At 65.3% G+C, this 21,776-nt stretch carries 18 protein-coding genes; 3 read left to right on the plus strand and 15 right to left on the minus strand.

Features of this window, described 5'->3' with window-relative positions; translation table 11 throughout:
* Positions 1 to 3 precede the first annotated feature (3 nt).
* The 8 genes from QO033_RS12740 to QO033_RS12775 form a co-directional block, all read right to left on the minus strand.
* Positions 4 to 687, minus strand: coding sequence for an urease accessory protein UreF (locus tag QO033_RS12740; RefSeq protein WP_284481360.1), 684 nt, complete (start codon positions 685 to 687; stop codon positions 4 to 6).
* Positions 684 to 1,166 (minus strand): urease accessory protein UreE, encoded by a 483-nt coding sequence (locus QO033_RS12745; RefSeq protein ID WP_284481361.1) that lies wholly within the window; start codon positions 1,164 to 1,166, stop codon positions 684 to 686. The genes QO033_RS12740 and QO033_RS12745 overlap by 4 nt, the downstream gene beginning before the upstream one ends.
* Positions 1,167 to 1,232: 66 nt before the next feature.
* Positions 1,233 to 2,747, minus strand: a complete 1,515-nt coding sequence (locus tag QO033_RS12750; RefSeq protein ID WP_284481362.1) for an amidase — start codon at positions 2,745 to 2,747, stop codon at positions 1,233 to 1,235.
* A gap of 131 nt (positions 2,748 to 2,878) precedes the next feature.
* The gene (locus QO033_RS12755) at positions 2,879 to 3,589 is read right to left on the minus strand and encodes an ABC transporter ATP-binding protein (protein WP_284481363.1); all 711 of its coding nucleotides are present in this window, start codon (positions 3,587 to 3,589) and stop codon (positions 2,879 to 2,881) included.
* Positions 3,576 to 4,307, minus strand: coding sequence for an ABC transporter ATP-binding protein (locus QO033_RS12760; RefSeq protein WP_284481364.1), 732 nt, complete (start codon positions 4,305 to 4,307; stop codon positions 3,576 to 3,578). Before QO033_RS12760 ends, QO033_RS12755 begins: the two co-directional genes overlap by 14 nt.
* Complete coding sequence (locus QO033_RS12765; RefSeq protein ID WP_284481365.1) at positions 4,300 to 5,346, minus strand: ABC transporter permease subunit; 1,047 nt, start codon at positions 5,344 to 5,346, stop codon at positions 4,300 to 4,302. The genes QO033_RS12760 and QO033_RS12765 overlap by 8 nt, the downstream gene beginning before the upstream one ends.
* Positions 5,347 to 5,358: 12 nt before the next feature.
* Positions 5,359 to 6,225 carry a branched-chain amino acid ABC transporter permease gene (locus tag QO033_RS12770; RefSeq protein WP_284481366.1) on the minus strand — a complete coding sequence of 289 codons (867 nt, stop codon included), beginning with the start codon at positions 6,223 to 6,225 and terminating at the stop codon, positions 5,359 to 5,361.
* 96 nt (positions 6,226 to 6,321) lie between these two features.
* Complete coding sequence (locus QO033_RS12775) at positions 6,322 to 7,557, minus strand: urea ABC transporter substrate-binding protein (RefSeq protein WP_284481367.1); 1,236 nt, start codon at positions 7,555 to 7,557, stop codon at positions 6,322 to 6,324.
* A gap of 674 nt (positions 7,558 to 8,231) precedes the next feature.
* On the opposite strand from QO033_RS12775, the gene QO033_RS12780 reads away from it, so the two are divergent.
* Positions 8,232 to 11,078 (plus strand): beta strand repeat-containing protein, encoded by a 2,847-nt coding sequence (locus QO033_RS12780; RefSeq protein ID WP_284481368.1) that lies wholly within the window; start codon positions 8,232 to 8,234, stop codon positions 11,076 to 11,078.
* A 119-nt stretch (positions 11,079 to 11,197) separates the two neighbouring features.
* Here the strand turns inward: QO033_RS12780 and QO033_RS12785 are convergent, their stop codons facing one another.
* Complete coding sequence (locus tag QO033_RS12785; protein WP_284481369.1) at positions 11,198 to 12,124, minus strand: LysR family transcriptional regulator; 927 nt, start codon at positions 12,122 to 12,124, stop codon at positions 11,198 to 11,200.
* Positions 12,125 to 12,222: 98 nt separating this feature from the next.
* Here QO033_RS12785 and QO033_RS12790 point away from each other — a divergent pair, with 98 nt between their 5' ends.
* Both QO033_RS12790 and QO033_RS12795 read left to right on the plus strand, forming a co-directional pair.
* The gene (locus QO033_RS12790) at positions 12,223 to 12,930 is read left to right on the plus strand and encodes an HAD-IA family hydrolase (RefSeq protein ID WP_284481370.1); all 708 of its coding nucleotides are present in this window, start codon (positions 12,223 to 12,225) and stop codon (positions 12,928 to 12,930) included.
* Entirely contained in the window at positions 12,927 to 14,225 is a 1,299-nt protein-coding gene (locus QO033_RS12795) for an NAD(P)/FAD-dependent oxidoreductase (RefSeq protein WP_284481371.1), read from the plus strand. Before QO033_RS12790 ends, QO033_RS12795 begins: the two co-directional genes overlap by 4 nt.
* Here the strand turns inward: QO033_RS12795 and QO033_RS12800 are convergent.
* The 6 genes from QO033_RS12800 to QO033_RS12825 all read right to left on the minus strand — a co-directional run bounded on the left by QO033_RS12800 (position 14,222) and on the right by QO033_RS12825 (position 21,580).
* A complete protein-coding gene (locus QO033_RS12800) occupies positions 14,222 to 15,112 on the minus strand; it encodes a 2-hydroxyacid dehydrogenase (RefSeq protein WP_284481372.1) in 891 nt (296 codons plus the stop codon). The genes QO033_RS12795 and QO033_RS12800 overlap by 4 nt on opposite strands.
* Positions 15,102 to 16,778 (minus strand): dipeptide ABC transporter ATP-binding protein, encoded by a 1,677-nt coding sequence (locus tag QO033_RS12805; protein WP_284481373.1) that lies wholly within the window; start codon positions 16,776 to 16,778, stop codon positions 15,102 to 15,104. Before QO033_RS12805 ends, QO033_RS12800 begins: the two co-directional genes overlap by 11 nt.
* Before the next feature lie 3 nt (positions 16,779 to 16,781).
* Positions 16,782 to 17,615: an ABC transporter permease gene (locus tag QO033_RS12810; protein ID WP_284481374.1), complete on the minus strand. Its 834-nt coding sequence runs from the start codon at positions 17,613 to 17,615 to the stop codon at positions 16,782 to 16,784.
* Between the two features lie 10 nt (positions 17,616 to 17,625).
* Positions 17,626 to 18,636, minus strand: coding sequence for an ABC transporter permease (locus QO033_RS12815; RefSeq protein ID WP_284481375.1), 1,011 nt, complete (start codon positions 18,634 to 18,636; stop codon positions 17,626 to 17,628).
* Between the two features lie 6 nt (positions 18,637 to 18,642).
* Positions 18,643 to 20,199, minus strand: coding sequence for an ABC transporter substrate-binding protein (locus QO033_RS12820; RefSeq protein WP_284481376.1), 1,557 nt, complete (start codon positions 20,197 to 20,199; stop codon positions 18,643 to 18,645).
* Positions 20,200 to 20,284: 85 nt separating this feature from the next.
* Positions 20,285 to 21,580, minus strand: coding sequence for an LLM class flavin-dependent oxidoreductase (locus tag QO033_RS12825; protein ID WP_284481377.1), 1,296 nt, complete (start codon positions 21,578 to 21,580; stop codon positions 20,285 to 20,287).
* Positions 21,581 to 21,776: the final 196 nt, after the last annotated feature.

Consider the following 21,776-nt stretch of genomic DNA (forward strand, 5'->3'; position numbering starts at 1 on the left):
GGGTCAGTTCACAAAAAGGCGGGTGTCCCGCAGCCGCATCTGCGCAATCTCGGTGAGCGGGCTGAAGCCGCAGGGGCGCGCATCGGGCGGCGGCGGCGCGGCAAGGCGCGCCAGCGGCGAAACCAGCCGCGCCATTATCGCCTGGACCTCCAGCGCGCCGGCCAGCCCCAGCCGCACGGCGACCGACAAGAGCCCGCGCAGGAACACTTGGGCAGAGAGCAGCAGCGCGGTTCCCAGGCGCAGCCCCGCGGCGCGATATAGCGCCCCGGTCACCACCGGGAAATGCCCTGCCATCCGGCCTGCGGCGACCCCCTCGCGCAGGGCCGCCGCCCCGGGAAGAGACAAACGCGTGGCGGCGGCGAGCGTGGCGGCGCCGGCCTCGTGCGAATGGATGCGCTGATGCTCCGACCACAGGTATTGGTCGATCAGCGCATCCCAGGCCTCCAGCGCAGCGACATCCTCCGCCCGCCAGCCCCCCGCCAGCGCGATCCGTTCGATCCGGTGCCAGCGCCCCTCCAGTTCGGCCTCGGCAAACAGCGGCAGGGAGGCCCGGGTCACCAGACCCTCGGCGAGCAGCGTCTCCAGCCCCCAGGAATAGCCGAAACTACCGGTCGGATAGGCGCTGTCGCCCATCTGCAGCGCCAGCAGAAGCTCTTCCGCAGGGGGCCGGGGCGGCGCGTCGCTCATGCCTCCGCCTCTTCCGCGCTCTCCTCCCTGATGTGGAAGCCGGCCAGCGTCTCAAGGTCCCTCAGCCGTTCGCGATAGCGCTCCTCGGGGCCGTCCAGCAGCACCGTCATGCTGCCCGGTCCGAAATCCACCTTCCAATGCAGGTTGCCACACCAATGCCCCAGCCGCAGCGCCGATTGGAGATCGTGCGGCACCAGCACCAGCCGCGCGCCGCTGTCGACCCGCAGCACCACTGCGAGATCGTCGGTCATATGAAGCACCGCGCCATCGACGAGCGTCGCGCTGCGCGGCAGGGCGATCAGGCAATCGCGCCGCTTGTCCGTCGTGGCCCGCAGCCGCTTGCGCGCCGCATCGGCCTGCGGGATGTCGATCCATTCCACCCGGCCGCGATGCTCCAGCGCATGCACGGCGTCATGCAGATCGTCATGGGCGGAGCCGAGGATGGTGCTGATCTCCAGCCGGGGAAGGTCGGTCGTCATGTCAAACTCCGTCGACATTGGTCCCCGCCCGGGGAGATTGGAAAACCGGGCGGGGTTTGATCGGGTTTAGAACGTCTTCCAATCGCCACTGGTTTCGAAGGCGTCGGCCGCCTGATAGAGCGTCGCCTCGTCCCAGAACTTGCCGACCAGTTGCAGGCCGACCGGCAGCCCGTCGACCATGCCGCAGGGCACCGAGATCGCCGGGTGGTGGGAGATGTCAAAGGGCGAGGTATTGGCCAACATCTCGAAACCGCGCTGCACGATCTCCTCGCGGCTCGCGTCGGGGCCGGGCAGCGGCGTGGCGGTCATCGGCAGGGTCGGCATCAGCAGGATGTCATAATCCGCAAGCGCGGTGTCATAGGCTTCGCGCAGCTTGGCCGTCATGTTCACCGCTTTGCCGTAGAACCGCTTGCCGTGATACTTGTCGGCATAGACCCCGAAGAGCATGCACAGTTTCAGCGTTTCCGACAGCTCGTCCGCGCGCTGGCGCCAGTTGGCATGGAAATCCATCAGGCTGGTGACATAGAGGTCGTTGCGGCTGACGCCGTAGCCGTCGCCCATCATCATGGTCTGGGTCAGCCCTTCCAGCCCGATCGGCGCCCAGAGCGCGCCGCCCAGCAGATGCATCGGGATCGAGATTTCCTCGACCGTCGCGCCCAGCTCTTCGAACTTCTTGGCCGCAGCGCGGACCTTGTCATCCACCTCGGGCATGGAGTTCGCGTGGCCGAAGCCCTCTTTCACCATGCCGATCTTCATGCCCTTGACGCCCTTGCCGAGCGCTTCGGTATAGGCGGCGGTCTTGCAGCCGATCTGACGGCTGTCATAGCCGTCCGGCCCGGCCAGAACTTCCATCAGCAGGGCGTTGTCGGCCACCGTCGCGGTGATCGGGCCGGCGTGGTCGACATAGACCTCGATCGGCATCACGCCGGTATAGGGAACCAGACCATGGGTGCCCTTCATCCCGACCGTGCCGCAGAAGGCCGAGGGAATGCGGATCGAGCCGCCCTGGTCGCCGCCGATGGCCATATCGACCTCGCCCGCCGCGACCAGCGCCGCCGAACCGGAGGAGGAGCCGCCTGCGGAGTAACCCATCTTATGCGGGTTGTGCACCGGGCCGGTGGCATTGGTGTGGCTGCCGCCCGAGAGGCAGAAGCATTCGCAGTGCGCCTTGCCCATGATGGTGGCGCCCGCGTCCAGCATGCGGGTGACGATGGTGGCGTCCACATCGGGAATATAGCCGTCCAGCGTGGAGGAGCCGTTCATCATCGGCACGCCCGCCAGCATGACGTTGTCCTTCAGGGCGATGCTTTTGCCCTTGAGCTTGCCGCTCTCGGCGCCGGCGACAGTGCTCTTGTAGTACCAGGCGTTCAGCGGGTTGTCCGCTTCCGCCGGCCGGGTGCCGACGGTGCGGGGATATTTGACCTCCGGCACCACATCGGGGGCTTTCTCGACCATGTTGTAGGCGTCGACATAGTCCCCCATCAGGCCCTGGAACGAGGTCAGATCGGCCTCGGTCAGGTTCATGCCGAGCTCTTCCGCAATCTCGGCGAGCTGCGCGGTGGTGGGCGTGGATACAGGCATTCTCATGCTCCTTCTAAAGATGCGCCAGGTCGGGCGCAGGGTGTTCTGGCACAGCGGGACCGGCCTCGCACCGCGAGGGGAACGGCCGGAGGGTCCGTGTGCCGGAATGTGAAACGGGGCGGGCGCGCGGCTTAGGCCGCGAAGCCCATGAATTCGCTGACCGCCTTGGAATCGGTGAGCTGCTCGCGCGGGATTTGCCGGTCGAGCACGCCGTTCGAGATCGCATAGACCCGATCCGACAGGCCGGTGATGAAGTCGAGGTTCTGTTCGACCAGCACGATGGTGATGTCCTGCTTCGCGGTCAGGGTTTTCAGGGTGTCCGAAATCTCGTCGATGATCGACGGCTGGATCCCTTCGGTCGGTTCATCGAGCAGCATCAGCTTGGGCCGCCGGCAGAGGCAACGCGCCAGCGCCAGGAGCTGCTGCTCGCCGCCCGAGAGCGCGCCGCCGGCGCGGTCCAGCAGCCGGGTCAGCCGCGGGAACAGCTCAAGGATCTCCTCGACGATCGGTTCGCTCGGCTCGCGGCTGGTGGCGATGCCGCTTTCCAGGTTCTCGCGCACGCTGAGAGTGGGGAAGATCATTCGCCCCTGCGGCACCAGACCCAGACCCTTGCGGGCGCGGGCGTTGACGGCGAGGCCCTTCAGGTTGTCGCCCTCGAAGGTGATCTCGCCGCCGGTGACCTTCACGAAGCCCATGATCGCGCGCAACAGCGTGGTCTTGCCCATGCCGTTGTGGCCGAGGATGCCGACGACCTCGCCGGGCTGGACGTTGAAATCGACCTGATGCAGCGCCGGCACCAGGCCATAGGCGGCTTTCAACCCTTTGACTTCAAGCAGCGACATCGGCCTGTTTCCCCAGATAGATTTCCTGAACGGCGCGGTCCGAGAGGATCTCGTCGATCATCGCTTCGCGGAAAATCGCGCCGCGGTTGAACACGGTGACGAACTTGGCGATGCGGCGGATGAAGGCCATGTCGTGTTCCACCACGATCACCGCCGCCGAACGCGCCGTCTCCAGCACCAGATCGGCCAGCCGGTCGCGCTCGTCGCCGGTCATGCCGGCGGCGGGTTCGTCCAGCAACACGAGCGGCGGCTCCTCCGCCAGCACCATGGCCAGCTCGACCAGCTGGCGCTGACCGTGGGCCAGAAGGCCGACCTCGCGCCGGGCCAGATGCGAGACGCCGCATTTCTCCATCATCTGCTCGGCCTTTTCCTTGGCCATCGGCTTCAGGTGCTTGCGCCGCGCCGCCATGCGGATGTTCTCGTAGACCGAGATGCCGTTGAACAGGTTCGGCACCTGCGTCTTGATGCCGACACCGAGGTTGACGATGTCGTGGGTGTTCCAGCCGGTGATGTCGGCGCCGCGGAGCTTGATGGTGCCCGAGGTCGGCGTGAGCTGGCCGGTGAGGCATTTGAAGAAGGTCGACTTGCCGGCCCCGTTCGGCCCCAGCAGACAGCGCAGCTCCCCCTCTTTCAGCGAGAAGTCGACATTGTCCACCGCGGTCACGCCGCCGAACTGCATCACCAGCTTTTCTGTCGTCAGGATATGGGCGTCAGACATCGGAGGTGGCCTTTCTGCTTGCAGCGCTGGCGTCCATCTTCTGTCGGCCGAGGTGCCACAGCCGCTCTGCCAGCAGGCGCAGCGACGGCAGCAGGCCGCGCGGCAACAGCAGGACCAGGCCCATCAGGATGGCGCCGAGGATGAAGTAGTTGTTGAGGATGTGCATGGTGCCCAGCTTCAGCGACAGCCATTGCAGCAGGATCACCGCCAGGATCGGGCCGGCCAGCGTACCGACGCCGCCCGCCATCACCCAGACCAGTGCCTTGGCCGACATCTCCATCGAGAAGGCGTTGGGGTCGATGAAGGTCTGATAGGTGGCCCACATCGCACCCGACATGCCGGCGATGCCGGAGCCGATGGCGAAGATGATCACCTTGTGGCGGCGGATGTCATAGCCCAGCAGCGAGGCGCGGGTCTCGTTCTCGCGGATGCCCACCGAGACGCGCCCGAAGTCCGAGGCGATGATCAGCCGCAGGCACAGATAGACGATGATCAGGATGCCCATGAAGGCCTGGAACATCTGCGCCGGGTCGAGCCAGGCCTTGGCATCGCCGGGCACGTTCAGGATCGGGATCGAGGGGATGCCGTTGAAGCCGCCGAGACGCGCCGCGCCGATCGAATACTCGGGGCCGGCGGTGTGGTTGATCAGCTTCCAGAAGATCAGCGTCACCACCATGGTCACCACGCCCAGATAGACGTCGGACAGGCGTCCGTAGAACATGAAATAGCCCAGGGCGGCGCCGAAGGCGGCAGGCAGCAGGAAGCTCAGCGCGAAGGGCACGGTGGTTTCGCCGATGTTGATCGAGGCGACCGCGAACGTATAGGCGCCGAGCCCGAAGAAGGCGGCCTGACCGAAGCTGAGAATGCCCCCAAAGCCCCAGATATAGGCCAGCGACAGCGCATAGACGGAAAGCACGACATATTGGGTGATCTGCATGATCTCGAACAGGCCCCAGACCATCGGGCCGATGAACATGACCGCCAGACCGATGCCCAGCATCACCCAGAAGCCGATATCCTTGGCGAGCGTTTTTTCCATGATTTCGGTTCCTCAGAGAGATTTCTTGAAAATGCGCCCGGTAATGCCCTGCGGCAGCACCCGCAGCAGCACCAGCGCCGTCAGCAGCAGTGCCGCGTCGCCGTAGACCGGCCCGGTGAGAAAGGTCATGCCCTGGCTGATGGTGCCCAGCAGGGTCGAGGCGGACAGCGTGCCGGCGATCATCGAGGCGCCGCCGGTGATGACGGTGATGAAGCTCTGGCCGACGAAGTTGACCCCCATGGAGGGCACCACGCCGGTCAGCGGCGCCAGCAGCCCGCCGGCCAGCCCGGTGACGGCCGAACCGATGCCGAAGGTCGCCATATAGACCCAAGAGGTGCGGATGCCGAGGGTTTCGGCCATGTCGGGGTTCTGCATCGTGGCTCGCGCGATCAGCCCGGCCTTGGTGAATTTCAGCACCGACCAGATCGCCAGCATCAGCACCGCGGCAAAGCCGATCAGCACGAAGTTGTAGAATGGCACCTGATAGGCGCCGATCGACACGCCGCCCAGCGGGGTGGACACGCCCTGTACCGTGTTGCCGAAGACCAGGGTGACACCGCCCACCATCAGCAGGCTCAGGCCCCAGGTGGCCAGCAGGCTGTCGAGGATGCGGCCGTAGAGAAAGCGGATGATGAACCGCTCCACCAGAATGCCGAAGATGCCGACGCAGAGCGGCGCCAGCACCAGCATGGCGATCCACAGGTTCACGCCGGCGTTATGCGACATGATGGTGATATAGCCGCCCAGCATGAGGAACTCCCCATGGGCGAAGTTGATGACGCGCATCATGCCGAAGATGATGGCCAGCCCGGAGGCCAGCAGCACCAGCCACGAGATGGCGCGCAGCATTTCGATGACGATGATCAGGACATAATCCATCCGTGGCCTCCGACGCTTGTGCAGGACGTGAGTAAAAAGGGGCAGGGCGTGCGGACCGCGAAGGGTCACGGCGCCCTGCCTCAGGGGGGGAGTGGGTCAGTTCAGGCTGATCTCGTGATGCACGTTGGCATCGGGGGTCTCTTCCAGGTTGCAGACCATCTGGGTGTCCTTCGGCTGCACCTGCGGGAAGGTCTCCTTGATGATGAATTCCTGATCCTGCAGTTCGGCCAGATAGACATCGCGGATCGCATGGTGGGTTTTCGGGTCGATCGAGACCTTGCCGGCGGGCATGTCGTAGCTCTTGCCGGATTCCATCACCTCGAGCAGCGCCTCCCGGTCGAGCGAGCCAGCGGTACGCACCGCGTCGGCCCAGACCATGATGCCTTCCCAGGTCACCTCGGACAGTTCCGACAGGATCGGGGTATCGTCCGGATAGGCTTCCTTGACCTTGGCCTTGAAGGCGGCGTTGGTCGGGTTGTCGATCGAGGTGTAGTAGCCGTAGCTGGTGAGGATGCCGTTGCCTTCCTCGGGCGTCAGGATGACCGCGTCGGTGCCGCCGGCGGCGAAGGTGGTCGAGGCGATCGGGATCTCCGCCTTCATGCCGGAGGCCGCCCACTGGCGGTAGAAGCCCAGGTGCGCGGTGCCGACCAGCGCCGACAGCACGAGGTCGGGCTTGGCGGCCTGGATCTTGGAGATGGTGGAGCCGAACTGGGTCACGTCGAGCGGGAAGAACTCGGTTTCCAAAACCTCGCCGCCATTCGCCTCGACATAGCGTTTTACCCAAGCCGCGGTGATATGGCCGTAGTTGTAGTCCGCCGCGATGGTGTAGACCTTCTTGCCCCAGAGGTTCATCGCATGCGGGATCAGCTGCTCGACGGTCTGTGCCGGCGTGGTGCCCAGGGTGATCTCGTTGCGGTCGCAGACACCGCCCTCGTAGAGGGTGTTGTAGAAGTAGAGCGTCTGGTAGCGGTGGAAGATCGGGCGGATGGTTTCCCGGCTGGCGGAAGTGATGCCGCCCTGAACGACCGCAACGCGGTCCTTCAGCGCCATCTGCGTGGCGTATTGCGAATAGAGCGACATGTTCGATTGCGGGTCGTAGATCACCGCCTCGACCTCTTTGCCCAGCAGGCCGCCGGTGGCGTTCACTTCGTCGATCGCCAGCTTGAGGACCTGGTTCATCGGAATGCCCGAGGCATCGAGCGGTCCGGACAGGTCATGCAGCCCGCCCACCTTGATGGTATCGGCTGCTGCGCGCAGGATCGACGGGGCGGATAGGGTGGCGGCTGTGGCGCCGCTAGCGAGGAGGAATCCGCGGCGATTCAGTTTGGTCATTTTTTTTACTCTCCTGTTGGTCGTTGCCTGACCACAGGCGAGCATCGATTCCGTTGAAAAGTTAATAGTAGAAAAGTTAAGTAATTGAGGTGCGGGAGGGTTTGCGTAATTTGTGGGCATATGGGTTGGCGGGAGACGCGAAAATGATCACCTCTGTGGCAGTTCCTGGGCGCAGTCGGTCTGATGCGTTCCCGATGGCAAGGCTTCGCCCGACGGCGTTGGCCCCCTCTGGGAGGGGGGTGCGGCTTGACCTACCGCGCCGAGAATTCGCATTTGTCTTTCGGATGTCGGGAAAGGGTGATGCCGCGCTGGCCGAGGATGCGAGGTTCTCGGAACTTCTCTGCCGTCGGCCTCTCGATGCGCAGCCCGGTTGTCATGGGCCGCAGCCTCGCGACCAGACTTCAACCTGAAGTGCGTCGGGGATCTCCGGACCTGCCGCCGTTTGCAGAGGTCTTCGGGGGTCTTGCAGGGGAGAGGGTCAAGCAACAGGCAAGGACCGGCAAACTGTTGGTTCCGGCCATTTCTGGCAGGCTTTCACGTCTTGATCTGAGTGGCCCCTCAGGGGGTCGGGGCGGCCAGGATGGTGTGACCGGGCAAATTGACAGGTCGGCTGTGGCAAACGTAAGGTTAACGCTAGGTCAATTGTCTCCAGGTCAACCTATGGAGGGCAGGGGATGTCCAATAGCCTTCTGATCCCGACGACGACGGATGTCACCGCGGCCAATGCTGACGCGGTCACCGGCGGGGACTATGATGTCATCCTTGTGCGGGAGGGGGTGCGGCTCACGGCGTCGGGCTCGTCCGGCAATGGGCTGGTCTTCGGGTCGTGGTCGATTGCCACGATCAAGGGGGACATCGCCGCCCGCAATGGTGACGGCATCGTATTTGGCGATTACAATGCTGTCACCGTCAGCCAGAGCGCAACTGTCTCCGGCTTCCTGGGCGCGATGGCGGTGTCAGGCGCCAACAACGCGATCGTCAATAATGGCGCGCTAGCATCCGTCTCCTATTCGATCACCCTGTCCGGGGCCAACAATAGTGTCGTGAACGCGGGCACGATCAGCGCAGGCGATGGCGGGATTTCCGGGCTGCTCGGCGGCAGCATCGCCAACAGCGGTGAGATCGCGACACGAGGCAGCGCGCTGTATTTCGCGGACGGCCGTGTCATCGTCGACAACTCCGGGCAGATCACCAGTTCCAGCGCCAATGCGATTTCCATCGCCGACTCCGGGGCCATCGCGGGTCAGTCCCTGGTCTCGAACACCGGAATGCTGAGCGGGGCGCAATACGGGCTCAATATAGATCGGGCGGCGGTGGCCCTGACCAACACCGGGACGATCCAGGGCGGCGTCGGTGGTGTCCACTATGTCGGTGCCAGCGCCAGCAGCGCCTTCGCCATCTCAATCGCGAACGCGGGGCTGATCTCCAGCGGCGGCGTCGGTATCGATCTTGCCTCCGCGGTTCCGGAGCATGGCCTTACCAATTCGGGAACGGTGACCGGCTATTCGTCGGGCGTCCATGCGCTTGGCAACCGGCTCGACCTGGAGAACAGCGGCACGATCGAGGGGCGTTCCGAACATGCGCTGCTGCTCGAAGGGCTCGACAACAGCATCGTCAACAGCGGCACGCTGCGCGCCCGCAGCGATGTGATCTCGGCGATGGGACCACTCGACCAGTTCGGCGCCCCGACGATGGCATCGACCGACATCAATGGCACCAAGATCCTCAATACCGGGAGGATCCAATCCGAACTGGGCAGCGGCATCGTGCTGCTCGGGCGGGAAAACCTGATCGTGAATCGCGGCGAGGTCATCGCCGATGACAGCGGCCTCTATCTTCTGGGAACGGGCACGATCAAGAACACCGGAACGGTGACCGCGGAAACTGCGGGTAACTGGGCGGTAATTCTGTCGAACACGGATGCCGGAGCCGGGTTCCCCTCCAAGGTGGTGAACGATGGTCTCATCGATTCCCCCTATGGCCGGGGGGTCCTGGCCGCCTCGGGCGAGGGCGCGCGCCTGATCAACCGGGGCACGATCCTGGCGGATCGCCAGGCTGCGCAGGTCGGTGGAGCCGATGCCCTGCTGGTGAACCATGGGGTGATCGAGAGCCAGACCTCTGCGGTGGTGCTGGCGGCGGATGCGCTGCTGGTCAACAGTGGTGACATTCTCGGGACCGTCCAGAGCCTGTGGCCCGGGAGCGTGCCGGGGGCGCTGGACATTCGGAACGCCGGCACGATCCTTGCGCCGGATCTGGCGCTCGACCTCCTCTACGACAGCGGTGCGGTGCGGATCGTCAACAAGGGGAGCATCGGTGTCACCGGTGGCACAACGGTCCTGAGGGTACAGGACGCCGTGGCGGCGACGCCGGTCTCGACCACAATCCTGAACGCGGGCGTGTTGACCGGGGCGGTGGCTCTCAGCGGCGGTGCGGATCTGTTCCAGGGCCGTACCGGCAGCCACGTCCAGGGCGACATCGACATGGCCGCGGGCGCGGATGTCCTGCGCAATGCCGGGGTGATCGCCGGCGATCTTCGCATGGGGGCGGGCGACGACCTCTATCGCGGGCGCTTTGAGGGGGTCGTCGAGGGGACGGTTTTTGGCGACGACGGCAACGACCTGCTGCGCGGCGGCGCCGGGGACGATACGCTGGATGGCGGAGCCGATGACGACACGCTGCATGGCGGCCGCGGCGAGGATATCCTGATCGGCGGCACCGGCGACGACACATATATCATCAACGACACCGACGACGTCATTGTCGAGGCCGCCGGCGAAGGTAGCGACACGGTGATGACCCGTCTCGCCAGCTTTGCCCTGACCGATCGCAATGTGGAGAACCTCACCGGCACCTCCAACGCCGGCCAGTCGCTGTCAGGCAACAGCCGCGACAACGCGATCACCGGCGCCGACGGCGACGATACGCTCTCCGGCAAGGCCGGGAACGACAGGCTGGACGGTGGCGCCGGCGCCGACATGATGAGCGGCGGCGCCGGTGACGATACCTATGTCGTCGACGATGCCGGCGACGGGGTGATCGAGAACGCGGGGGGCGGTACCGACACGGTGGAGACCGACCTGGCCTCCTACAGCCTCGGCACCCTCGCCAATATCGAGAATCTGACCGGCACCTCCGTCGCCGGTCAGGTGCTGGGCGGCAACACGCTGGACAATGTGATCACCGGCAGCACCGGCAACGACGCGCTCTACGGCGGGCTCGGTGACGATACGCTGAGGGGCAATGGCGGCAATGACACCATGAACGGCGGTGGCGGCAGCGATACCTTCATCTTCACCGCCGGCTTCGGCCACGACAGGATCAACGGGTTTCATGCCGGCGCGACCGGCGATGCCGATGTGATCGCGATCTCCAGCGGGCTGATCGCCGATTACGCCGATCTGCTGAGCCATACTGCGGATGTCGGCGCCAACACCGTGATCACGGTGGATGCCTCCAACACCATCACCCTGCTCGGGGTCCAGAAGGCCGATCTGGACAGCTCGGATTTCTGGTTTTCCTGATCCCGGCCGATGCGCAGCCGTCCCCTGAGTGAACCGGCTATGAGTGAAAACGACGGATCGAATGCGCCGCTGCGGGGCCGGCGGCGGAGGGGAAGTGGCCGGGTGATTTCCAGGCGGTTTCAGGCGGTCGGGCCGATATCGGGCGCGGTTCTGGGCGTACAAAGATGCAAGATGCCAAGCTGAGGATAGGCCGCGTCCAGCAAGGCAAGGTCCGTGTGCAGTTCTGACCGGAGCCAATCGGCCAGCGCCGCCGTCACACCACGACGCTCCGGCGGGGCATGGTTCAGCAGATAGCAATCCCTTGTGGTGACAGTGAGCGTCTCGTCGCAGGGACAGAGATGGCCTTCGCGCAGCCAGTGGGCGACAACGTTGAGCCAGCCCTCCGCCACCCCCTGTCCGATCATCGCCCCCTGAAGCACGATGGCGTAATCTGCGAAGTGGAGGCTGCGCTCTCCCCGCGCGGCACTGCCTTCGGGGTCGAGCAGGATGCGCGTGGCCTCGCCACGGGCGGCGCTGTCCCGCAAGGCGGGGATACAGACCGGGATATGCGCCTCTCGCATGATGAAAAGCGCGTCCCCCGGATCCCGCGTCAGATAGCGCATGGCCAGATCGACACCGTCGGACGGGCCGTCGACCGGGCCGGGGATCAGCTGGAACCTGAGATCGACATTGGGAAACGCCGCCCGCACCCGTTCGATCCGGGGCATCAGCCAATGGGCAGTGAAGGCGGTCGAGACCGAGAGGGTGAGCGCCACCTTGCCATCCCGGCGGCTGGCCAGTGCATCGAGCTCGGCACCGATGTTTTCAAAGGCACCGGTGACCACGTGGCAGAGCTGCTGCCCCTCTGCGGTCAGGTGCGCGCCCGCCTTGCCGCGCCGGAACAGCGCGATGCCCAGATGCGTTTCGAGCGCGGCGATGGTTCGGCTGACCGCCGGTTGCGTGACGTTGAGCTCATCTGCCGCATGGGAAAAGTTCTCGTGCCGGGCGGCTGCTTCGAACACGAAGAGCGCGTTGGCCGAGGGCAGCTTGCGGCGGAGTCCAGACATGCGCTGATGTTATGGAAGGCCCAAGGATTTGTCGATTGGAGAAACGCCGGGTCCGGGCGCAGGATCGGCATAAGCACGAACCTCTGATGGAGCCGGATATGGACCTCACCCGTTTCAAAGTTCTCACCTTCGACATCGTCGGCACCTGCGTGGATTTCGAGCGCGGCGTGCTCGATGGCATTCGCCGCTTCGGTGGTCCGAAGGCGGCCGGACTCGATGACGACAGCATCTTCGCGCCCTATGTCGAGGCGCGCGACCTTTACCATGGCCGCACCAGCGAAGCCTTCGGCGATGTCTATTTGCAGGTCGCCAAGGTGCTGGACCTGGACATGTCCGAAATGGCGGCCGCGGGGTTTCAGGCGGCGATCCTGAACCTGCCGGTATTTCCGGATTCGGTTGAGGCCCTGGCGCGGCTGCGGCGTTACTACCGGCTGGTGGCGATGACCAATGCCGACCGGGTGGCCTACAGCGCCTATGCCCACAGCTTGGGTCTGCCCTTCGACGATGCGATCACCTGCGACGAGGCGCGCTGCTCCAAGCCCGATCCGCGTTTCTTCGATTACAACCGGGGCCGTCAGTCCGCCTTCGGGTTCAAGCAGGAGGACATCCTGCATGTGGCGCAGAGCCAGCACCATGACATCGGCGTTGCGCACTCGCTGGGCTACAAAACCTGCTGGATCGAGCGGCGCCATGACCAGAACGGCTTTGGCGGCACGCCGACCCCGCCGGTTGTCACCACGCCCGATCTGCATCTGACCTCGCTGGCCGAGCTGGCCGACAGGGTCGAGGCGGCCTTCGCGAAATGACGGTGCTGCTGCCCCCGGAGGCGGAGTCGCTCTGGGCTGCCAGTGCGCCGGCGGCGCCGGATTTGCCCGCCCTCGCCGGTGATCTGAAAGTCGATACCGTTGTCGTGGGAGCCGGGTTCTGCGGGCTGCACGCCGCCTTGGCCCTGGCCGGCGCCGGGCAGAGCGTGGCCGTGCTCGATGCCGGCTCCCTGGGGCTGGGCGGCAGCGGCCGCAACGGTGGTGTGGTGTCGGCGAAGTTCCGGCGCTCCTATCGCGATATCGCCGCCAGCCATGGGCTCGACACCGCGCGGACCATGCACGAGATCGCGCAGGCCAGCGTGGTGCATCTCATCGCCACCTTGCAGCGCTTCGGGCTGGAGGCGGGGTTCGAACGGACCGGGGCGCTCAAATGCGCGCATACGGAGGCGGCTTTTGCCCATGCGCGGGAAGAGGCCGACTGGTTGCGGGCCACATTGGGCGAACGCGACCTGCGGGTTCTGGACCGGCAGGAGACGGAGGCCGAGACCGGCAGCCGCGACTTCTGCGGCGCGGTGCTGGCGGGACAGGGCGGGGTGATCCAGCCACTGCGCTACCTGCGCGCGCTGGCCGCCGCCGTGGCGCGCGAAGGTGTCGCGGTGCATCCGCGGACCCCGGTTCTCGACCTTTCCGAGCGCGGAGCTGAGGTGCAGCTGCGTGTGCCGGGCGGCACCGTCACCGCCGGGCGGGTGCTGCTGGCCACCAATGCCTATTCGTCCCTGACGCCGGCAACGGGGCGGGTGCGGCGGATGCTGGTGCCGTTCCGCAGCGCGATGATCGCGACCGAACCGCTTCCCGCCGATCTGGATGCGATCCTCTGCCCGAAGGGGCGCAGCTATACCGAGACCCGGCGCATGATGCGCTGGTTCCGCAAGGTCGACGGGCGGCTGCTGTTCGGTGGGCGCGGGGCGCTGGGGGCGGTCGACGCGCCGGCCGCCTTCACCCGGCTTGAGGCGGCAATGCGGCGGATTTTCCCGGCGCTCGAAGGTATTGCCATCGACAAGCGGTGGTCCGGCCATGTGGCGCTGACCTTCGATGCCTTGCCGCAGGCGGGCAAGCTGTCCGACCGGGTGTTCTATGCAGCGGGGTTCAACGGCACCGGTGTCGCCATGTCCGGCCTTGTCGGGCATCGCATGGGGCAGTTGATCGCCGGTGCTGATCCCGAACTCTCTCTCATCCTGCGGGCCCGTCCGCCGGAGGTGCCGTTCTTCGGCCTGCGCGCCGTCGGCGTGCGCGGTGTCACGGCCTGGTTCGAGATGTTGGATGCGCTTGGCCGTTAATCGATCTTTGCCAGTGCTTTGGCCAGAAGGGTCCGGGCGGCGTCACGGGTCTTGAACCCGGCATGTGCCGCGAGCACGAGGTTGGGGCAGTCGCGCAGCGGCGACTCCGCAGGCAGCGGTTCGGTCTCGAACACATCGAGCCCGGCCTGCGCGACATGCCCGGACCGCAGCGCCGCGATCAGCGCAGCCTCGTCGACCAGGGCGCCACGGGCGGTGTTGACGAAGATCGCCCCAGGCTTCATCGCTGCGAAGGCCTGGGCGTCGAGAAAGCCGCGGGTCTGCGGGGTGAGCGCCAGATGCAGGGAGATCATATCCGAACTGGCCAGCACCTCCTCCAGGGACCTTTGGCAGTCCCGCCAGTCTGCGGCAACCTCGGAGCGGTTCCAGATCGCGATTTCCATCCCCAGCGCGCGACCGATATGGGCCATCTCCGTGCCGATCCCGCCGAAGCCGATCAATCCCAGCCGGCGCCCCTGCAGCAGCAGCCCCTCGCGCGGCTCCCACAGGCCGGCGCGCAGCTCGCGGTCCATCTGGGTGACGCGCCGGGCGCAGTCGAGAAGCAGGGCCAGCGCCATTTCGGCAACTGAGCGATCACCGTATCCGGTGACATTTTCCACCGCGATCCCCAGTGTCGCCGCCGCCTCCATGTCGATGTAGGAACTTGCCCCGGTGCCGAGGAAGACGATCTTGCGCAGCGCCGGCAGGCGGGCCAGCAGATCGGCGCTCATCGTCGTGTGCCCGTTGAGGATGACCTCGGCCTCAGCCGCGAGGTCGACCACGCCATCGTCATCGGGATCGCCGATATGGACCGAGAGGCGCGGCTCTGGCGGCAGCTCGGCCAGCACATTAGCCATCATCTCAGAGGCATCGATGTATTTAATCCGCATGGCTGACCCTCCGTGCCGCGGCACCATAGTCTGCCTGTCCGAAATTTCTGCCGCCAAGGGAATATTCCAGCGTTTCCAGCAGGGTGCGGGTATAATCGTCGGAGGGATTGGTGAAGACCTCCTCGGTCGGGCCGAGTTCGAGCAGCTTGCCGTGATAGAGCACGGCGATGCGGTCGCACATGTAGCGGGCGACTTCGAGATCATGGGTGATGAAGATCATCGAGAGCTGCTTTTCACGCTGAATGTCGCGAAAGAGGTCGAGCACCCCGGCGCGCACCGAGACGTCGAGCTTGGACACCGCCTCATCCGCCACGATCAGCGTCGGGTCGAGCGCCACCGCGCGGGCGATGGCGACGCGCTGCAGCTGGCCGCCCGACAACTCGTGCGGGAAGCGTTCGCCGTGTTCTTCCGACAGCCGCACTCGTTCGAGAAGCGCTGCGCTGCGGGCGGCGATCTCGCGCTTGTCCCTGACCCCCGCGGCGCGTAGGGCCTCGGCCAGGGACTCCTTCATCAGCTTGCGCGGGTTGAACGAGCCGCCTGGGTCCTGGAACACCATCTGCAGATCCCGCCGCAGTGGACGCAGCGCGTGTTCGGAGGCCAGGGTGATGTCCTGGCCCTTGTACCGGATCGTCCCGCCGCTCGGCCGGTAGAGCCGCAGCAGCGCGCGCCCCAGCGTGGTCTTGCCCGAGCCGGATTCACCGACGAGGCCGATCACCTCGCCCTGGCGGATGTCCAGAGAGATGTCATCGAGCGCCCGGAAGGCGGGGCGCGGCCCGGACGGCGGAAAGACCAGCGACAGGTTCTTCACCTCGAAAAGCGGTGGCTTGTCCTTGCCCGGTTCCTGGCGCGGGCCGGAGGGCGTCGAGAGTTCGCGCGCGGTGGCGATCAGCAGCTTGGTGTAATCGTGCTGCGGATCGGCAAAGAGTTTCTGTGCCTCGGCGACCTCCAGCACCTCGCCATAGCGCATCACGGCGATGCGGTCGCAGAGCGAGGCGGCGACCGCCATGTCGTGGGTGACGAAGATCATCCCGGCGTTGAGCCGTTGCTGGATCTGTTTGAAGAGCGAGAGGATCTGATGCTCGACCACCTTGTCGAGGTTGGTTGTGGGCTCGTCCGCGACGATGAGATCGGGCTCCAGCGCCAGCACCAGCGCGATCAGCGCGCGTTGCAGCATCCCGCCCGACAGCTGATGCGGATAGAGATCGATCGATTCCTCGGCGCGCCGGATGCCGACTTCCTGCATCAGCGTGATCGCCCGGCTGCGGTAGTCGCCGGTGGTGTGCGATTTCATCCCGGCAACCTCGGCGCGTTTCATCACCTGGCGGAAGTGCCAGCCGATGCGCTTGGCCGGGTTGAACGATCCTACCGGGTCCTGAAAGATCATCGCCATGCGCACGCCGCGCAGGCTGCCGAAGGCGATTTCGTCGAGACCGGGCAAGTCGGAGCCGTCGAACAGCATCTCCTGCTGATCCACCTGGGCGCTTTCGGGCAGCAGCCGCAGCAGTGCCATGCCTGTCATCGTCTTGCCGGAGCCGGATTCGCCGATGATCCCGAGGATCTCGCCGCGTTCCAGTCTCAGGTCGACGCCGTGCAGCACCTCCTTGCGATAGGCGCCGCGTCCGAACCCGACGCGCAGGCCCTGAATCTCCAGTAACGGGACGCGCATGGCTCAGGTCCTCTCGCGCAGCTTGGGGTCGGTGAGGTCGCGCAGACCGTCGCCGAGCAGGTTGATGCCAAGCAGGGCCACCGAAATCGCCATGCCGCTCATGGTCAGCACCCAGGGCGCGCGGGAGAAATACTCCCGCCCGTCGGACATGATCCCGCCCAGCGACGGCGTCGGCGGCTGCACGCCGAGGCCGATGAAGCTGAGCCCGGCCTCGAGGATGATGGCGAAGGCGAACCCGACCGAGGCCTGAACCATGATCGGCGCCGAGATGTTCGGCAGGATCTCCGTCAGCATGATGGCGGCGGGGCGTCTTCCCATCAGTCGCGAGGCCTGAATGAAGGGCTCTTCGCGGATCAGAAGCGTGGTGTTGCGGGCGATCCGGGCGAAGATCGGCAGATAGACCAGGGCGATGGCGGCGATGATATTCGCTGAGGAAAATCCGAAGAGCACCATCAGCAGCATCGCCAGGATGAAGCTGGGGAAGGAGAACAGCAGGTCCATCACCCGCATCAGAACCCCGTCCGTCCAGCCCATGTGGTAGCCGGAGAGGATGCCGATCCACGACCCCAGAACCGCCGCGATGAGGATGGCGGTGAAGCTGATGAGCAAGGACACGCGGCCGCCCAGCAACACGCGCGACAGCACATCGCGCCCGAAGCTGTCGGTCCCGAAGGGATGGGCCGCGCTGGGGGGCGCGAGCATGGCCATGAAATCCATGTCTTCGGGGCCGTAGGGGATCAGCGCCGGGCCGATCAGCACGGCCAGGGCGACGATCACCACGATGAGCAGGCCGATCACACCGGTGCGGTGTTGCAGGAAGCGGCGGAAAGAAGTCATGCGGGTGCCTTCATTTCACGGTCTGTTTCGGATCGAGCAGGGCGCAGATCATATCGACGGCGACGTTAACCAGCAGAACGATGGCAAGGAACACAACGGTGCAGGCCTGCAGGACGTTGTAGTCGCGCGCGAAGGCGCCATCGACCATCAGCGACCCGATGCCGGGAATGCCGAAAATCCGCTCGACCACCACGACGCCGCCGAGGATGTAGCGGATCTGAAGGCCGACGACGGTCAGATAGGGGACCATGGCGTTGCGCAGCACGAAATGCACCAGGATGAAGGGTCTGCGCAGACCGAACGACTTCGCCGCGGTGACATAGGGCTTGGACAGCGTCTCGATCAGCACCGCCCGCAGGGTCCGGGCAAACACCGCGGCCATCGGCGCGGCGATGGCCAGCGCGGGCAGGAAGGTGGCGTGCAGGGCGCCGGTCAGGCTGGTCGAGGGGGCGACGTAGCCAAAGGCGGGGAACAGCCCGAGCCCCAGCGACAGGCCGAAGATCAGCACGTAACTCATCCAGAAGTCCGGCATCGAGACGCCGAAGACGGCGATCGAAGTGGCGATCGTATCGGTGGCCTTGCCGCGGTTGAGAGCGGCGAGCGTGCCCAGGACCAGCGACAACACAACGGCGAGAAACAGCGCAAAGAACCCGACGAAGACCGTCGCCGGCAGCTTCTGCAGTACCAGCGCCCCCACGGGCATGCCCCGGGCAACCGCCAGAGACTGGCCGAGGTCGCCCTGAAAGAACCCGAGCAGCCAGCGGACATATTGCACCATCAGCGGGGCATCGAGCCCGTATTCGGCGCGGAAGGCGGCAATCGCCTCAGGGGTGGCCTGTTCACCGAGGGCGGACAGCGCCGGATCCCCCGGCGCCGCCTGAATGGTGAAAAACACCGCCGCGGTGCCGGCCAGCAGCACCAGCGCGCCGCTCAGCAGACGCTTGAGAAGATAGAGCGCGACAGGCCCCCAGCGTTCGCTGAGGCCGGGGGCCTTCGCCTGCGTGCCGAGCAGTTCGGACATGCCGGGTCAGCTCAGCTTCATGCTGCGGAACTGGTCGGCGAAGTTGGAGTAGGGCTTCTGCACGAACCCCTCCAGATCGGCCCGCAACAGGTTGTGGATGTTGGAGCAGAAGCAGGGGATCAGCGCGACCTCATCCATGGCGATGGCCTCGGCCTTCTTGTAATACTCGGGGCGCTTGGCGGGATCGGTTTCGGCCAGACCCTGCGCCGCCAGCTGATCCACCTCGGGGTTGGAATAGCCCTGGAAGTTGCGCCAGCCGGTCGAGGTGAGGAGATCGCCGACATATTCGTCCGGGTCGACCATCCCCAGCCAGCCCCAGACGCCGGCCTCGAAATCGCCGGACTTCTGCCGCGCATAGGCGGTGTTGGCATCGGTGACCTCGACCTTGAACTTGGTGCCCAGTGTCTGGTTGACCTGCGCCACGAAGATCTCGGCGAAGCGTTTCCACCAGCCGCCGGACCAGGTGATCACGCCCACCTCGACCTCTTCGGGTTTGTACTTCGATTTCGCCATCTCGGCCTTGGCGGCGGCCGGGTCGAACTTCATGTAGGCGCGCGGTTCGGTCGAGTAATAGGCCGGCAGCTGCGGCGGGATCACCCCCTGCGCAGGCACCCCTTCGCCGAAGATCACCGCCTGCACCATCGCCTCGCGCTGGAATGCCATCGAGACGGCCCGGCGGAAGTGGATGTCGTCGAAGGGGGCTTTCTTGAGGTTGATCGAGATGAAGCGGGTATTCAGACCGGGCTGGCGCAGCACCTGGATCTTGGAGTCCTGCATCAGCATGGAGACATCGGCGGCGGGTGCGGTCGAGGTCATGTCGATCTGGCCCCCCTGCAGGGCGGTCACGCCCGAGGCCTCCTCGGCGATCAGTGGCACCTCGACGGTTTCGAATCCCGGCTTGCCCTCGAAATAGTCGGGGTGCGCGGAGAGCGTCAGCCCCTCGCCGGCGCGCCAGTCGCTGACCTTCCAGGCGCCGGTGCCCACCGGGGCACGGGAGAAGGCCTCGGCCCCCATCGCCTCGAAAGCGGCCTTGGAGATGATCTGGGTGCCGGTGCGGGCATTGGTCAGGAAGGTCAGCAGCGGCGCATAGGATCCTTCGGTGAGGATGCGCACGGTGAGCGGATCGACGACTTCGACCTTGCTCACCTTGCCCAGCTTGCCGGCGTTGGGCGAGGCGGTTTCCTTGTCCATCACCCGGTCGAAGGTGAACTTGACGTCCTCGGCAGTGAGCTCGCTGCCATCGTGGAATTTCACCCCGGACTTCAGCTTGAACTCGTAACCGCCGCCGTCGAGCGCGGTGACGGTCTCGGCCAGATCGGGAACGACGTTCATCTCATCGTCGAATTTCATCAGGCCGTTGAACACGCCCCAGATGACATAGAATTCGGGGATCAGCGAGGCCTTGGCCGGATCGAGCGAGTTGATGACGCTGTAGCCAGTGATTGCTGCGGTCATCGTCGTCGACTGGGCCAGCGCGGCGCGGGCCGAAAGCGAGAGCGAGCCGGCGAAGGGCAGGGCGGTGATGCCCTGCAAGACGCGACGGCGCGAGATCTGGTTGGTCATGTCGGTTTCCCTGTCGGTTGATGGCCCTTTGGGCCTTGTTGATCTGGTCTTGGCACCGGACAGGGGCCGCCCGGCGCGACGGGTCTCAGGAGAGACCGAGGTTCTGCCGCAGCGTTTCGCCCTCGTATTCGGTCCGGAACAATCCGCGGCGGCGCAGTTCGGGCAGGATGTAACGGCTCATGTCGTCCATCCCCTGCGGCAGCAGCGGTGGGCAGATGTTGAAGCCATCGGCGGCGCCGGTTTCGAACCAGTGCTGCAGATCGTCCACGACGGTTTCGGCCGTGCCGATGATGTAGCGGCCGGTGAAGCCCGCCGCTGTGCTCTCGTAGAGCTGGCGGATCGTCAGGTTCTCGGCCTTGGCCTTGGCCAGCAGGCCGCTGCCGATGGTGATCTTGTCTTCGAAGATATGCTCGGGCACCGGCCCGTCGAGATCGTAGCCGGAGAGGTCGCCGCAGAAGGTGTAGAGGATGTTGAGCCCGGCCAGCGGGTCGATCAGCGCCTGCAGCTCGTCGAAACGCGCCTGAGCCTCTTCCTGCGTCGCGCCGGTATAGATGGTGATGCCGGGCATGATCAGCGGCGCGTTGTCGATACGGTCGAATTCGGCCGCCCGCGCCTTGAGGTCGGCGTAGAAGCTGCGCGCCTCTTCGACGGTCTGCGACACGGTATAGACCACATCGGCATGTTGCGCGGCGATGTCACGGCCCTGGTTCGAGGCGCCGGCCTGCACGATCAGCGGGCGGCCCTGCGGCGTGCGGCAGGAGTTCAGCGGCCCGCGCACGTTGAAGAAGGCGCCGTGATGGTCGAGCACATGCATCTTCGCTGGATCGTAGAACTGGCCGCTGTCCTTGTCGTAAGTGAAGGCATCGGCGTCCCAGCTGTCCCACAGTCCCTTGGCCACCTGCACGAATTCCGCGGCGCGGGCATAGCGCTCCTCGCGGGGCAGGTTCTCGGTCTTGTTGAAGTTCAGCGCTTCCTGGTCGGACCAGGAGGTCACCACGTTCCAGCCGGCGCGGCCGCCGGAGATATGGTCGAGCGAGGCGTATTTCCGCGCGATATGGAAAGGCTCATTGTAGGTGGTCGACGCGGTGGCGACCAAGCCGATGTGATCCGTGGTCGCCGCGATGGCGGACAGCAGGGTCAGCGGCTCCAGTTCGGCGTTGCGCATGTCATGGCTGAGGGCGCCTTCGGGTTGATCGGTGCCGCGCACCGCCACGCCGTCGGCGAAGAAGATCATGTCCAGCTTTTCGGCTTCGGCAGCCCGGGCGATGTCGCGATAGCTGCGGAAATCGACGTTGCAGCCCGGCACGTAGTCAGGATGGCGCCATGCGGCGACATGGTAGCCGTGGTACCGCATCGAGAGCCCGAGACGCATCTTCTTCATGACGTGTTCCTTGATCTACTGAGCCCGGTCGACTCATCCTTTCAGTATCCTGAAAATGGCCTTGGGCATGATTTTCGTCCAATTCAAAAGAGCGCGTCGTCATCGGAATAGCAATAGGTTTCTGTTGGCTGCATATTTTTTCAGCGCGATCATACTCTTTATTATATAGGATTTGATTGGGTGTCTCGGGAGCGTA

The sequence above is a fragment of the Pseudodonghicola flavimaris genome (assembly GCF_030164425.1).
Taxonomy (GTDB): domain Bacteria; phylum Pseudomonadota; class Alphaproteobacteria; order Rhodobacterales; family Rhodobacteraceae; genus Pseudodonghicola; species Pseudodonghicola flavimaris.

Excerpts from the sequence above, each read along its gene's own strand:
- QO033_RS12800 (WP_284481372.1), bottom strand. The coding sequence starts at position 15,112 with ATGCGGATTAAATACATCGATGCCTCTGAGATGATGGCTAATGTGCTG.
- QO033_RS12805 (WP_284481373.1), bottom strand. The coding sequence starts at position 16,778 with ATGCGCGTCCCGTTACTGGAGATTCAGGGCCTGCGCGTCGGGTTCGGA.
- QO033_RS12770 (WP_284481366.1), bottom strand. The coding sequence starts at position 6,225 with ATGGATTATGTCCTGATCATCGTCATCGAAATGCTGCGCGCCATCTCG.
- QO033_RS12765 (WP_284481365.1), bottom strand. The coding sequence starts at position 5,346 with ATGGAAAAAACGCTCGCCAAGGATATCGGCTTCTGGGTGATGCTGGGC.
- QO033_RS12775 (WP_284481367.1), bottom strand. The coding sequence starts at position 7,557 with ATGACCAAACTGAATCGCCGCGGATTCCTCCTCGCTAGCGGCGCCACA.
- QO033_RS12780 (WP_284481368.1), top strand. The coding sequence starts at position 8,232 with ATGTCCAATAGCCTTCTGATCCCGACGACGACGGATGTCACCGCGGCC.
- QO033_RS12810 (WP_284481374.1), bottom strand. The coding sequence starts at position 17,615 with ATGACTTCTTTCCGCCGCTTCCTGCAACACCGCACCGGTGTGATCGGC.
- QO033_RS12760 (WP_284481364.1), bottom strand. The coding sequence starts at position 4,307 with ATGTCTGACGCCCATATCCTGACGACAGAAAAGCTGGTGATGCAGTTC.
- QO033_RS12740 (WP_284481360.1), bottom strand. The coding sequence starts at position 687 with ATGAGCGACGCGCCGCCCCGGCCCCCTGCGGAAGAGCTTCTGCTGGCG.
- QO033_RS12785 (WP_284481369.1), bottom strand. The coding sequence starts at position 12,124 with ATGTCTGGACTCCGCCGCAAGCTGCCCTCGGCCAACGCGCTCTTCGTG.
- QO033_RS12815 (WP_284481375.1), bottom strand. The coding sequence starts at position 18,636 with ATGTCCGAACTGCTCGGCACGCAGGCGAAGGCCCCCGGCCTCAGCGAA.
- QO033_RS12745 (WP_284481361.1), bottom strand. The coding sequence starts at position 1,166 with ATGACGACCGACCTTCCCCGGCTGGAGATCAGCACCATCCTCGGCTCC.
- QO033_RS12755 (WP_284481363.1), bottom strand. The coding sequence starts at position 3,589 with ATGTCGCTGCTTGAAGTCAAAGGGTTGAAAGCCGCCTATGGCCTGGTG.
- QO033_RS12795 (WP_284481371.1), top strand. The coding sequence starts at position 12,927 with ATGACGGTGCTGCTGCCCCCGGAGGCGGAGTCGCTCTGGGCTGCCAGT.
- QO033_RS12820 (WP_284481376.1), bottom strand. The coding sequence starts at position 20,199 with ATGACCAACCAGATCTCGCGCCGTCGCGTCTTGCAGGGCATCACCGCC.
- QO033_RS12750 (WP_284481362.1), bottom strand. The coding sequence starts at position 2,747 with ATGCCTGTATCCACGCCCACCACCGCGCAGCTCGCCGAGATTGCGGAA.
- QO033_RS12790 (WP_284481370.1), top strand. The coding sequence starts at position 12,223 with ATGGACCTCACCCGTTTCAAAGTTCTCACCTTCGACATCGTCGGCACC.
- QO033_RS12825 (WP_284481377.1), bottom strand. The coding sequence starts at position 21,580 with ATGAAGAAGATGCGTCTCGGGCTCTCGATGCGGTACCACGGCTACCAT.